This window comes from Paenibacillus antarcticus (assembly GCF_001637225.1).
Classification (GTDB): Bacteria; Bacillota; Bacilli; order Paenibacillales; family Paenibacillaceae; genus Paenibacillus_AQ; species Paenibacillus_AQ antarcticus.
The window spans coordinates 175,497-189,481 of record NZ_LVJI01000007.1 but is presented as its reverse complement, the minus strand read 5'-3'; the positions used below and the strand labels follow the sequence as shown (position 1 = coordinate 189,481).

Annotated in this window: 12 protein-coding genes; 3 read left to right on the top strand and 9 right to left on the bottom strand. The window is 41.1% G+C overall.

Going from position 1 to position 13,985, the window contains the following annotated elements; all coding sequences use genetic code 11:
* The first annotated feature begins 51 nt into the window (after positions 1–51).
* Complete coding sequence (locus tag PBAT_RS06585; RefSeq protein ID WP_068647765.1) at positions 52–2,040, top strand: stalk domain-containing protein; 1,989 nt, start codon at positions 52–54, stop codon at positions 2,038–2,040.
* A gap of 136 nt (positions 2,041–2,176) precedes the next feature.
* Here PBAT_RS06585 and PBAT_RS06580 read toward each other — a convergent pair whose 3' ends face one another.
* The 6 genes from PBAT_RS06580 to deoB form a co-directional block, all read right to left on the bottom strand.
* Positions 2,177–3,463, bottom strand: a complete 1,287-nt coding sequence (locus PBAT_RS06580; RefSeq protein ID WP_068647763.1) for an NCS2 family permease — start codon at positions 3,461–3,463, stop codon at positions 2,177–2,179.
* Between the two features lie 143 nt (positions 3,464–3,606).
* Positions 3,607–4,560: an ABC transporter permease gene (locus tag PBAT_RS06575; protein WP_068647761.1), complete on the bottom strand. Its 954-nt coding sequence runs from the start codon at positions 4,558–4,560 to the stop codon at positions 3,607–3,609.
* 3 nt (positions 4,561–4,563) lie between these two features.
* Positions 4,564–5,631 (bottom strand): ABC transporter permease, encoded by a 1,068-nt coding sequence (locus PBAT_RS06570; RefSeq protein WP_068647759.1) that lies wholly within the window; start codon positions 5,629–5,631, stop codon positions 4,564–4,566.
* Positions 5,618–7,159, bottom strand: coding sequence for an ABC transporter ATP-binding protein (locus tag PBAT_RS06565; RefSeq protein ID WP_068647757.1), 1,542 nt, complete (start codon positions 7,157–7,159; stop codon positions 5,618–5,620). Before PBAT_RS06565 ends, PBAT_RS06570 begins: the two co-directional genes overlap by 14 nt.
* A gap of 67 nt (positions 7,160–7,226) precedes the next feature.
* Complete coding sequence (locus PBAT_RS06560) at positions 7,227–8,261, bottom strand: BMP family lipoprotein (RefSeq protein WP_188016990.1); 1,035 nt, start codon at positions 8,259–8,261, stop codon at positions 7,227–7,229.
* 30 nt (positions 8,262–8,291) lie between these two features.
* Positions 8,292–9,479, bottom strand: coding sequence for a phosphopentomutase (gene deoB, locus PBAT_RS06555; protein ID WP_068647755.1), 1,188 nt, complete (start codon positions 9,477–9,479; stop codon positions 8,292–8,294).
* 127 nt (positions 9,480–9,606) lie between these two features.
* Here deoB and PBAT_RS06550 point away from each other — a divergent pair, with 127 nt between their 5' ends.
* Positions 9,607–10,341, top strand: coding sequence for a Crp/Fnr family transcriptional regulator (locus PBAT_RS06550; RefSeq protein WP_248912413.1), 735 nt, complete (start codon positions 9,607–9,609; stop codon positions 10,339–10,341).
* 184 nt (positions 10,342–10,525) lie between these two features.
* Positions 10,526–11,230, top strand: coding sequence for a purine-nucleoside phosphorylase (gene deoD, locus PBAT_RS06545; RefSeq protein ID WP_068647751.1), 705 nt, complete (start codon positions 10,526–10,528; stop codon positions 11,228–11,230).
* A gap of 258 nt (positions 11,231–11,488) precedes the next feature.
* Here the strand turns inward: deoD and PBAT_RS06540 are convergent, their stop codons facing one another.
* The 3 genes from PBAT_RS06540 to PBAT_RS06530 form a co-directional block, all read right to left on the bottom strand.
* Positions 11,489–11,785 carry a putative quinol monooxygenase gene (locus PBAT_RS06540; protein WP_068647749.1) on the bottom strand — a complete coding sequence of 99 codons (297 nt, stop codon included), beginning with the start codon at positions 11,783–11,785 and terminating at the stop codon, positions 11,489–11,491.
* 164 nt (positions 11,786–11,949) lie between these two features.
* The gene (locus PBAT_RS06535; RefSeq protein WP_068647747.1) at positions 11,950–12,957 is read right to left on the bottom strand and encodes a FecCD family ABC transporter permease; all 1,008 of its coding nucleotides are present in this window, start codon (positions 12,955–12,957) and stop codon (positions 11,950–11,952) included.
* Complete coding sequence (locus tag PBAT_RS06530) at positions 12,954–13,964, bottom strand: FecCD family ABC transporter permease (protein ID WP_068647745.1); 1,011 nt, start codon at positions 13,962–13,964, stop codon at positions 12,954–12,956. The genes PBAT_RS06535 and PBAT_RS06530 overlap by 4 nt, the downstream gene beginning before the upstream one ends.
* Positions 13,965–13,985: the final 21 nt, after the last annotated feature.

The window sequence follows — 13,985 nt, the reverse complement described above, 5'->3', positions numbered from 1 at the left end:
TTGCAGATAATAGACCAACCATGAATTACGTAAATGGAGTGATAGAAGAATATGAAGCATAGAAAAGGGATCCTGTTGTTCATGATTTTTATCATGCTTGCCGGGAGCTTGGAATTGTGGGCAGGAAATGCAAGCGCTAATGGCTTGCATGAATTTAGAGAAGGCGAGTACCTTGTGAATCTCCTCGATGATGGGGATGGACAAGCACGTGTTTTTAAATTTACGACTGACAATAAAATTACATCCAGTAATACCAATCTTCGTTTGTATATCAATCAAATAGAAATCGATGCTAAGAAGTATACGGTTGATTATGAAAGCAACGCCATAACAATGAATAAAGCTCCCGACAGTGGGGCAGAGATTTCTATTAAATATTTAATAATCCCAACGTTTGAATGGGGAGAAGGGATTTCAGGCAAATCCCAAATTGGAAATGCCCTTCCTGAGGGGGATGGCTCAACACGTGTTTTTAAATTAACTACCAATTATCTTTTGAGTTCGAGCAAGAATGTCAGTTTATACATAGACGGAACGAAAGTTCGTGCCTCTGAGTTCACTTTTAATTATACGAACAATTCCATCACGATATCAGAAAAGCGCTCGGCACCGGGTGCTAATTCGAAAATGTACTTTTATTTTCCGGTTACTTCTATTGCCGGTACCCAAGCATCCGCCGGTGAAACAACAGAAAGTCCCTCATCAGGTGGAGCTATAACGCCAGGTAAAGAGGTTGAATCGGAATTTCAAGTGCCTGAGGGGGAAAGCTACCCTGGCCATATTACGTTGAATATCAATCAAACGTTCATTGTTAATATTACATCTGCGGCCTTACAGCCGACCTATACCTCCTATATTATGGTCAAAAACGCAAATGGGGAAGTCGTTAGACGAATCCGCATTAAACCGGGCGAATCTTTAACCTATTCTCTAAGTAAGCTCGGCCTGCCTTCAGGAGGATACTATTTTTATTTGAAAACAGTGAATCAATCAGGTGGCTTGGCAGCTTCAATTCCTCTGTTTGTTCCGATTAACAATGAACCTCAACATATTCAAGTGTATATTGAAGGACACAAGCAGACTTATGCGCAAGCACCTGTAAATGTAGGTGGAAATATACTCGTTCCGTTCCGGGCGATTTTCCAATCTTTAGGGGCAACCGTAAAATGGAACAACTCCACCCAAATGGTGACTGCAACAAGAGAAGGAAAAACCATTATATTAACGATGGGCTCCAAGATCGCTTACGTGAACGGTGTTCCTATTACCTTGAGTGCAGCTCCGCAATTAATTAATGGAAGTACGATGGTTCCGATTCGATTTGTTAGCGAGGCACTTGGTGGAATAGTAGAGTGGAACCTTGCTTCTAATTCAGTTGTTGTTTTTCAAAAAGAACCAACTATCCCTACAACTGCTGAAGGCGAGAAAGAAGCGAAATCCGATCTGTCCAGCTCTTCGCCTATTTTAGAAAAAATATCGAATAGTATTACCGCTCCCACTGACATCGTATTCGTAATTGATACTACGGGTAGTATGGGAGAGATCATTGGTTATATAAAAGAAACGGTTAAAAAATTCGTGGATTCCGTCCCGTCCGGATCAAAATTTGCTATTGTGGCTTATCGAGATATTAATTATGTGGATCGGTATCATAAAGATTTAGAATTTTTCTCATTCACAAACAATAAAAATGTATTAAAGACTAATTTAGATAAGTTGGTGGCTAGTGGCGGAGTAGACGTGGAAGAATCCGGACTAGAAGCCATTCATATGGCAGTTAATAAGTTGTCTGGTAGCAAGAATTCCAAAAGAATCATATTTATAACGGACGCGCCTGTTCACGATAAAGGTACCTCACAAGGAAAAGCTGGATTTTTTCTTGAACAAATGATTGCAGAGCTTACAACAAATAAGGTTATTCTTGATGCAATCGCACCAACAAGCGGATTAGCCTACAAGCAAATTATTCAACTTGTAAATAGCAATAAGGGCAAGCTATACGATATTAATGATGCCTCTATCATGCTGTTAAACAAATAACCTTCATTCAACCCGCTGGCTTGGTGATTAATCTCAAAGTAATGAGAGTGTGGATTTGTTGGGGCACGATTCAGATTCATATAGAGCAAAGCAAAAGACCCCTTGAATGGGGTCTTTTGCTTTTATGACGAAACCTTTATATCGCTCCGAGTACAAAGTATAGCAAGAAGAAGAAGGCGATCACGTACATCGTAGCCGATATTTCTTTTCTTCGTCCAGTGGCTAGTTTAACAATCGGATAAGCAATGAACCCTAAGGCAAGTCCATTAGCGACACTAAAGGATAAAGGCATGATTGCGATCATTAAGTAGGCTGGGAAAGCTTGTGTAAAGTCACTCATGTCTATATCTTTGATACTTTGTAACATGAGACAACCCACGATAATGAGCACAGGAGCAATGGCACTATTAGGAATCACTTTAAACAGTGGAATGAGAAACATAGCTGGAATAAACAGAAGTCCCGTTGTCAGGGAGGTTAACCCTGTTCTGCCACCCGCAGCAATACCTGTTGCAGTCTCAGCTGCTGTGGTTGAGGGGCTACATCCCAACAATGAAGCACTTATTACGGAAAAGGCATTGGCCTGAAAAGACTTCCGAAACTTCGATTTATCTGGAAGCATGCCAAGCTGGGTACCCATATTCTGAAATATAATAATCATGGATAAGGAGAATACCGCAGTCCAGAAATTAACCGTATTTATGGCACTGAAATCAAAAGCGAAGAATACCTCTTGATACCCACTGAATGAAAAACTGAAATCACGCAAAACGGAAAAGTCAACGATGCCAAGCAAGGCACCAATGATCGTACCTCCAATGATCGCAATGAGAAAGTTCCCTTTCACATTGCGTAAGAAAAGCGGCAAAGTGATAAGCAAGGTAAGAAGCGTAGTTAAAGCTTTGGGATCATTGAAATTAGCCAATGCAACAAACGTACTTTCACTTGCCACAATAAGTCCGCCATTCTTGAGTCCGAGAAAAGCGATAAAAAGCCCGATCCCTGCAGTCATTGCGCTTATCATAGACTTTGGAATGGAGCGGGATAGAAAGTCCGCCCATCTACTAATCGAAGTCAGGGTAAATACGATACCGGCTACAAAGACTGCAGCAAGTGCTTGCTGCCACGTAAGTCCCATGGAGAATACTAACGTGAAGACAAAGAATGAGGTATCTCCTAAACCCGGAATGAGGATCAAGGGCGATTTAGCCCAAAATGCCATGAACAAGCAACCGACGATGGCCGTGATTGCTGTGGCAAGGGTCGCAGCTTCGTAGGGCATACCTACCGTACTCAGAATCGCGCCATTCACTGCAATAATGTAGGCTGCCGCCATAAAGGAAGTGAGTCCTGCAATAACTTCCGTACGTATCGTCGTTTGGTGTGCTTGTATTTGAAACCATTCATCTAACTTGTTATTCATAGGGAGACACCACCTTTTGCTTATGTTGAAAGGTTTATGCTTTTCTTCATCAACATAATATCGAAATCTGCTAAATAAAAAGCTGGAGGTCTTAATGACTTCCAGCTTTCATGATAATATGCATTCTTCATATCTATTTCTGCTTATCTTTTCCCAACTTCATAATGTTCGCCTAATGCTTTAGGTGCTCGAGACTTACCACCTGCTCCAATCAAGACAACAAGGGTTAATAGGTATGGAAGCATATAGAAAATCTCAGTTGGAATAGTAGCGGCAAATTCAAAGATCTGGAATTGATCCTTTACCGCTTGTGCTACACCAAACAATAAAGCGGCAAGTATAGCTCCAATGGGATTCCACTTCCCAATGATTACGGCAGCCAGTGCAATAAAACCTTGTCCAGCAATGGTATTATGAGCAAAGTTGCCGTTCATTGTCATAACAATGGTTGCTCCGCCAAGTGAAGCCACGGAACCGCTCAAAATAACGGCTATATAACGCATGCGATTTACTTTCACACCAACCGTAGCAGCTGCATTTGGATGCTCGCCAACGGAACGAAGTCTTAGTCCGCTTGGTGTCTTGAACAAGATAAAGTGAAGAACAATAACTAATGCAATAGCAACATACGTTGTTGGGTAGGCATTAAAGAATACTTTTCCTACAAAAGGAATGTCGGTTAAATAAGGAATCCTTACCTTATGAAATACATTCGTTAATAGCGGAGTTTCAGCCGAGCCTACAAAAATCATTTTGACCAAGAAGAACGTAGAACCCGCGGCAAGAATATTAATAACCGTTCCACTAACCACCTGATTCGCACCGTACTTAATGGAGGCAACAGCATGAATACTTGAGAAAATAACTGTAAATATAAAGGCACCAATCAACCCGATCCATGGCGACATTGCACCAAAACCTGCCGCTTCTGCATAATAAGCCGTAACCGCGGAGAAGAAAGCTCCGGATACCATGAACCCTTCTATACCAATATTAATGACACCCGAACGTTCCGAAATCAGTCCACCAAGTGCAGCGAAAATTAAGGCCGTAGAAAACACGAGTGAGCCATTAAGAAGATTTGCAATAATGTCCATAATTTACGACTCCTTCTTAGTTTTCTTATGAAACGGACGGAAGAGCAGTCTTACAATTCCAGGAGCAGCAACGAAGAAGATAATAAACCCAATGACCATCCGAATAATTTCACCGGGCACACCTGCACCAAAGCTCATCCCTTGGGATCCATAAGTGAGTGCTCCAATGAGCATACCTGACAACAACACACCTATTGCTGTATTTCCACCAAGAAGGGAAACGGCTATCCCGTCGAATCCAAGGCCCGAAGTCGTAGAACTGATGGCCACGTATTTAAACACGCCTAGTACATCAAAGGCTCCCACTAAACCACCAAACACACCGGAAATGAACATGGTTCGTACAATAACACGTGACACATTCATTCCTGCATAGTTTGCTGCATGTGGATTATGGCCCACGGCACGCAGCTCATATCCCCATTTCGTCTTGTTTAAATATACTTGGTAGAAAATAACAGCTAAGATCGCGATGATGAAACCCCAGTGAATACGTGCCCCACCTGCAAAATTAGATAACCAACTCATTTGAATACTTGCAGAATCCTTGATCATTTGTGATCGTTGTGTACCCTCTTGCAACATAAATTGATTAATCACCAATTGGCTGAAGTATAGCGCTATAAAGTTAAGCATAATAGAAGTGACGACCTCACTGATTCCTTTTGACGCCTTTAAGTAGCCAACTAGTGCGCCCCATAATCCACCAAATAGAGCTCCAACAAGGATAGCTACCAGACCATGTAGGAAAGGAGGTAGATCGATTTGCGTACCTACGATCAGTGCGCCAAGTGAACCCATAATAATTTGGCCATCTACCCCAATGTTAAACATTCCAGCTCGAAAAGAAATCGCAACGGCCAATCCACACATCACGAGGGGTACAATTGTTCGAATAGTTTCCCCAATATCAAAGGTACTTCCAAAAATTTGTGTGATCATGGAATGGTAGGCTAAGATCGGATCGTATCCTCCAACATACATAACGAGTGCTCCAAGAACTAATCCAAGAACGATGGCGATAATAGGAACGAATAGGGACTCGCGTTTAAAGATTTCATTTAGTTTCACTCGATCCACCTCTTTCGTATTTACCTGCCATCATCAGTCCTAATTCTTGCTCATTGGTTGTCTCTGGCGTAGTCTCACCAACAATTTGACCATCAAATAGAACAAGGATACGATCAGCAACATTTAGAATCTCTTCTAACTCAAAAGAAACCAGTAACACGGCTTTTCCTTGATCCCGTTGAGCAATAAGTTGTTGATGAACAAATTCGATGGCGCCTACGTCCAGTCCCCTTGTAGGCTGTGCCGCTATCATGACTTGAGGATCCTTATCGATTTCACGTGCAATAATGATTTTTTGTTGGTTTCCCCCAGACATGGAACCAACTCTTGTATCAATCCCCGGTGTTCGTATATCGAACTCTTTCACTAAGCGTGTTGCCATATCGTCTCTAGCATTAACGTTGATGAAGCCGCGCTTTGTAATCTCAGGATGGTGGTACGTTTGCAAAATTGTATTTTCACTGACAGAAAAGTCCAGAACTAATCCATGTTTATGTCGATCTTGTGGGATATGTGAGACTCCCGATTCAGAAATATTACGTGGCGTATGATTTACGATACTTTTACCTTTTAATAGAATGTCACCTGAATTTACCGATTGCATGCCCGTTAGTGATTCAATTAATTCGGTTTGCCCATTTCCATCTACACCCGCGATTCCCACAATCTCACCTGCATGTAAAGAAAATGAGATATGGTTGAGTACATGTTTTCCATTTCGATCAACGACAACTAAATCTTTTGCTTCTAACAACACCTCCGTAGGATGTGCCGGTTGTTTCTCTGTCTTGAAATTGACAGCTTTCCCAACCATCTTCTCTGCTAATTCTTGTGGATTGGTATCTTTAACGGTAACGCTTTCAATAACTTTGCCACGGCGAATAATTGTACAAGTATCGGCTATCTCCATAATTTCTTTCAATTTATGAGTAATGAGAATAATCGATTTGCCTTCGGCAACAAGTCGTTTCATAATTTCAAGTAACTCAATAATCTCTTGAGGTGTTAACACGGCAGTAGGTTCATCAAAAATTAGAATATCGGCACCGCGATAAAGGGTCTTAATAATTTCAACGCGTTGCTGCATGCCTACACTAATCGAATCGATCGTTGCCATAGGGTCAATATCAAATCCATATTGTTCAGAAAGTTCCTTTACCTTTTTACTTGCACCTTTAATATCAATGCGCATACCACGCTTTGGCTCCGAGCCAAGAATGATATTTTCCGTTACGGTAAAGGGCTCTACTAATTTAAAGTGTTGATGGACCATACCAATGCCGAGTTCAATCGCTTTATTAGGACTATCGATCATTGCCTTTACACCATTGATGTGGATTTCACCTTCCTCAGGTTGGTATAGTCCAAAAACAATATTCATCAGGGTAGACTTTCCGGCGCCATTTTCACCTAATAAAGCATGAATCTCACCACGCTTTAACTGAAAACTAATTGAATCGTTAGCTACAATGCCAGGGAATCTTTTGGTAATTCCTTTAAGCTCCAACGCGATATCAGCTTTATTCACAAGAATTCCCTCCCACAATTTTATTCGTCCCTTGAGAAATTGTAATTCACAAGGGACGAAATGATCTTTATTCTGTTGGTACGACAATGTCACCGTTAATAATTTTTTGGCGATATTCTTCTACTGTCTTAAGTACTTCAGGTGCCACATTCTTACTAGAGGTCGAGGCAATATCAACACCATTTTCTTTGAGACCCATCGTAGTAACCTTACCCCCTGGGAAGTTACCTTCAGCTAAGTCCTGGGAAATTTGATATACGGCTTCATCCACTTTTTTGATCATAGAAGTTAAAGTCACATCATCACCGAAAGTTAAGGACTGATCTTTATCTACCCCAATGACCCATACATTCTCACCAATGGCTTTACGTTCTTTAGCTTCATTAAATGCACCATTACCTGTTAATCCTGCTGCGTGGAAAATAATATCAGCACCTTCGTTATAAATCGTAGCAGCGGCGGATTTCCCAACATCTACACGGTTAAATACGCCTGCATAGTTGACAATCAATTTAGCATTTGGATTTACTGCTTTAATTCCTTCTCTAAAGCCAGCTTCGAATCGTTTAATAACTGGGATTTTCATACCACCTATAAAGCCTATTTTGTCTGTTTTAGTCGTTAATCCGGCAATGACACCAACAAGGAAAGCTCCTTCTTGTTCTTTAAAGTTGATGGCTGCTACATTTGGTACAACAATATCAGAGTCTACAATACCAAATTTAGCATTCGGATATTCACCCGCAAGCTGTGTAACTGCATCTGCTAAGGTAAATGCTGTTGCCCAAGTTAAGTCATAGTTACCTTTTACAAATTGCAGTAGGTTGGGCATAACCTCACTATCTGATTTCGGCTCTAGATATTTCACATCGTAACCGTGGTCAACGTTTAACTTCTGTAATGCTTCCCAAGCGCTCTGGTTAAATGATTTATCGTTGATACTCCCTAAGTCAGTTACCATACCGATTTTAAGTTTTTTGTCGCTGGTTGCGGTATCACCATCCGCAGCTCCCGTATTTGTTCCAGTCTTTCCACCACAAGCGGTCAGTACTAATGAAAGGGTCAACACCATGGGTAAAACGGTTTTCATTATTTTTCTCATTTTCTAATTCCCCCTAATGATTGTGTTGGTTTACGCATTTACCTTTAATAAATTTAAGAAACTTCGCCCAATTTCTGTCTTGGAGACATTAAAATTGTCTGCAATGGTTGCAGCTAGATCGGCAAAAGTGGTTCTTACCCCGATAGAGGCAGTATTCTCTATGAGCGAAGGGCTGTAGATCAGAATGGGCACATATTCGCGGGTATGATCCATACCTGGTGCTGTTGGGTCATTCCCATGATCAGCGGTAATAATCAGCAAGTCTTTTTCTCCGATTTGCTCTATAAGTTCAGGTAAATATTGATCGAACTCTTCCAGACAAGCAGCATACCCCTGAGGGTCACGGCGATGGCCATATAAAGAGTCAAAGTCAACTAAATTTGTAAAGAGCAGTCCGTTAAATGAACGCTTCAATAATTCAATGGTCGTCAGAATGCCGTCTAGATTGCTCTTCGTTGGATGAGATTCTTGAATTCCACTTCCGGTAAATATGTCGTTGATCTTGCCAATAGAGATGACATCATATCCTTGGTCGCTTAAGTGATTGAGTACGGTATCACCAAATGGTTCAAGTGCATAATCGTGCCGATTGGGTGTACGTGTAAAGTCTCCTGGTTGGCCTATATAAGGTCTAGCGATTACACGCCCAACCATATATGGATCATTCAACGTGAGTTCCCGAGCAATTTCACAACCACGATACAACTCCTCAAGTGGAATGATATCTTCATGTGCTGCGATTTGAAGGACACTATCGCCAGAGGTATAAACAATCCATGCTCCAGTACGCATTTGTTCTGCACCGTATTCGTCTAGGATGACGGTACCAGAGGATGGCTTGTTGCCAATCACTGTTCTACCTGTCAATTCCTCAAACTTCGTTAGGAGCTCTGCGGGGAATCCATTCGGATACACCTGAAAAGGTACATCTACATGCAACCCCATCAATTCCCAATGACCAGTCATTGTGTCTTTACCAACTGAAATTTCATTCATTTTTCCATAATATGCTTGAGGGTTGTCCACCTCTGGGATAGCTGAAAGCGGTGCAATATTACCTAACCCAAGTGAAGTGAGATTTGGCAACTTGATCTCTGGAACCTGATCACATATGTGACCAAGTGTATGGCTTCCTTCATCACCAAAGTTGGCTGAATCAGGTAATTCGCCAATGCCAACACTATCGAGTACAATTACACTAATACGTTCGAAATTCATATCGTTTCTAGCCTCCAGTATGGAATGTTCCTGTAACGTTTCGGGCATTGTTTTTCTTCAAATGTGTAATAATAGAGCTTAATACTCTCTACCTCTGAACTGAAACGTAATGAATATAGATTGCTGAATGAAAGGATCGACACTAATGATTACTAACCTCTCTGACATTACAATTTTCTCGGAACTTCCTGAGGAAGCCTTGTTACGTATTGCACCCTTATTAAAGGAACGTCAATTTAAAAAGAACCACGTCCTCATGTTTGAAAATGATCTCAGTGAAGAGGTTTACTTAATTCGCTCAGGGATGCTGAAAGTGTATCGCCTAAGTGAAGATAGAGAAATTGTCCTTAGTATTGCCACGGCAGGTGATATCTTGGGTGAATCAGAAGCATTATCTAGTGACAATCATCGAATTTCTTCTGTAGAAGCTTTGGAGAATGTTTCAGTCTGGCAAATTGGAAAGCAAGACTTTCTTTATATCGTTGAGCAATATCCTGCTGTTCTAAGAAAAGCTTATACGATCCTTATTGAGCGAATGCGGATACTCAATCGGTTAATTCGCTATTTGTCGTTGTATGATGTTCGAACGAAGACAGCGAATTTAATCATGGATCTGTATTTCAACTTCGGTAAGCACAATGATAACGTTTACAAAATAGATTTGAAGATTAGACAATCCTTGATGGCTAATATGCTCGGAGTAACTAGAGAATCGATCTCCAAGACCCTAAGTGATTTTCAAGCCGAGGGAATTCTCGATATTCAGGATAAATACTTATTTATCTTAGATAAGAGCAAACTTGAATCCATTTGCAATAAAATAGAAGAGATCCCAGAACTTCGAAAATGGAATAGCCAGTAGATATGTCGTGCAATTAATATAACAATGTAAGCGCTTTATTTCAGTTAACGCTTTAACGATTATTGTGTTAACCAGTTCACAAAAGTCGGGTTAACCCTTTAACAGAACGTAGATATATATTGTGATATGATTTCGTTGTAACCGTTTTCTTAACGAATAAATATAACAATTGGAGGCAATTTACATGAGTGCACACATTGAAGCAAAAGCTGGGGAAATTGCAGAGTCTGTATTACTACCGGGTGATCCATTACGTGCAAAGTATATTGCAGAAACTTTTCTAGAAGGCGCAGTCTGCTACAATAATGTTCGTGGTATGCTCGGCTATACAGGAACTTATAAAGGAAACCGTGTATCCATTCAAGGGACAGGAATGGGTATGCCATCCGCATCCATTTATATTCATGAATTAATAAATATTTATGGTGTCAAAAATTTGGTTCGTATTGGAACATGTGGCGCCATACAATCGGATGTGAAAATTCGAGATGTTATTATTGGACAAGCGGCAGCTACAGATTCGGCTATCGTTCGTAACATCTTCCCAGGATATGACTTCCCGCAGATTGGAAACTTTGATTTAATCAAAAAGTCATATGAAATTGGAACTGAAAAAGGTCTTAACCTTCACGTAGGAAATGTGCTGTCTTCTGATATTTTCTACACGGAAGATGATTCTATAGTGATGAAGCTTGGCAAACATGGCGTATTAGCAGTAGAGATGGAAACAGCAGGACTGTATTACCTAGCAGCTAAATTTGGCGTTAGAGGATTGTCTCTCTTAACGGTTAGTGACCATCTCATCACAGGTGAGCAAACCACTGCGCTTGAAAGACAAACCACGTTTAACGACATGATCGAAGTGGCTTTGGAGACGGTAGCGGGGTAAAGTTAGGCATACGTGAGAGACAAGGCGATACGCTTCTTGTCTCTTTTTCTTTGTCATGAGAACAGGTAGGTGAGATGCCATAACAAAAGAGGCATCCCAGAAGTATGGCTAAATTGCAGCTGATTGGGTGTTTTCTTCCATATTTGATCAAGGGTATACTTTCAAGGTACGGATAACAGAAAAAACTCGTCCAATGCATTCTTAGCATCGGACGAGTTTTCTGTGTTGATATGAGGTGTTGGTCATTTACACTCAGAATTAACGGTTTACAGTCTCGCCGTTAAATACTTTAACATTCATAGGCGCTGCCATGAAAGCTTGGGATTTCTGAACGAAATCTTTAAAGTGTGCACTTGAATTGTGTATTGCTGTTGCTTCAACATCGTTCCACAACTCAACCATAGTGTAATGATGCGCTAGCTCTGTGTTCTTCATAAGATCATAGCTGATATTACCTTCTTCTGCTCTTGTGGCAGACAGCAGAGCTTTCACTTCTTCTAGAAATGTTTGTTCTTGATCCGGTTTTACTTGCATGTGTGCATGGATAATAATCATGGTTAATCATCCTCTATGTTGTATTTGTGTACCCATATTACGATACCGACTGATTGTGCACAATATTGTTCACTTCTATTGTGCATCGTTCGGAGTCTATTTGCAAGAATAGGGCATGACTCTGAGCGAAACCCAGATAGGAATGAATAACGTTGTAAATTTATTTATTTCTTTATTAATAGATACATAAAATACGGTCCACCGATGATTGCGACCATAATACCAGCCGGGATACCTGCAGGTTCAATGATATTACGGCCTATAGTATCTGCAAATAATAGTAACCAGCCACCAACCAGAATCGCAACCGGGATAAATAATTGATTTCTAGGTCCTACTAAAGATTTGGCGATATGTGGAGCCATAAGTCCGATGAACGCAATACCTCCTGTGACAGAAACGGCGGAAGCGGCAAGTGCTACAGCAGTTAATAACAGTATGATACGTTCTTTTTCAATGGACACACCAACACCGATGGCCACCGGCTCATTTAAGCCTAACAGATTCAATCGATTTGCCTTGTATAACGAGAATGGAATAAGAATAGCTAACCAAGGGAGGAGTGCCCAGATAAAGGGCCAGTCAGAACCCCATATATTCCCCGCTAACCATTTGGCGATGAAATCGACCTTTGCACGTTCTGCCGACGAGATTAATACAATCATTACGCCGGATAACGCCATGGAGAATCCGATCCCAACGAGTACTAATTTTACGGGTTGAAGACCTACATTTTTCTTGTAAGACAACACATAAATAAGACCTGCCGTGACAAGAGCACCGACGAAAGCGACGATTGGAAGCATATAAACAAATGAACCTGCTTGGATAGGAAAGAACAAGAAGAAACCTGCGATGGCAACGCCTGCTCCAGAGTTGATACCGATAATACCGGGATCAGCTAGATCATTTCGTGTAATTCCCTGCAAAATAGCACCCGATAATGCAAGTGTCATCCCAGCTAACAAGGTTATAATAATGCGGGGTAATCGTACTGAAAATAGCACAAAGTCCTCTTTAAATGTACCTTGGCCAAAAAGTGTTGGAATCAGTCGGTCATAAGATAGTGAAGAGTATCCTAGTCCTAGTGAAACAATGATGGTCATAATTATGAGTGCTAGCAAAATACATAGGATGATTCGTTGCTTTCTGATGATATCAGGGTGAATCATGAGAATACCTTGCCCCCTTTATGTACGATGAATAGGAAGAAAGGTAAGCCTATTATCGCAACAATAGCGGCTACAGGTGTTTCATAAGGAGCATTTATTGTACGACCTAGTGTATCTGCGAACATCATAAAGCTAGCTCCAAAAATAACAGACATCGGTATAATAAATCGATAATCTGTTCCCACAATAGCACGAACAATATGAGGTATCATTAAGCCAATGAAGGCCATATTCCCGACAAGCGCAACGGAAGCTCCCGCGAGTAGGATGATAACGATATACAGAATGATTTTAATTTGTGTTGTTCTTTGACCCAATCCAACGGCAACGTCTTCGTTCAGACTCAAGATGCTTAGTTGTCGGGATAGGATTAGAGAAATAAGGATACCAACACAAATAAATGGAACAATAATTTGTAGTTGACTCCACGAAGTTCCGATAATCCCTCCAGCAGTCCACATCGATACATCCTTGGAAATTCTGAAGTAGATGCCAACGCCTTCGGCGATAGCGTAAAGAAATGCGGAAACAGCTGAGCCAGCTAACACAATGCGAAGAGGGGAGAAGCCCCCTTTTTTCATGGCACCAATGCCAAATACCATGAGTGTTCCAAGAGCTGCACCAATGAAACAAGCCAACATTATCCCCAAGTAATTCACAGAAGGAAGGAATGCCATCGTGATTGCAAGAGCGGCATTAGCCCCAGCAGATAGCCCTAGCAAACCGGGATCGGCAAGGGGGTTCCTTGTCATACCTTGCATAATTGCACCAGAAACAGCTAGAGCAGCCCCTACGAAAATCGCTGCGACTTCACGTGGTAAGCGAATTTCACGAATGATCGATATATTTTCTCCTGTAGCATGAGAAGTAAGGGCTAGCCATACATCAGTGATCGTCGTATCAGCTGCCCCAAATACCATGGCAACAACGAATATACCAACAAATACTATAATTGCCGCAATGAATTTATAAGTAAATGGGATGATACGTTGTGGTTCTGTATTCATAAATCACTCATCTTTTCTGTT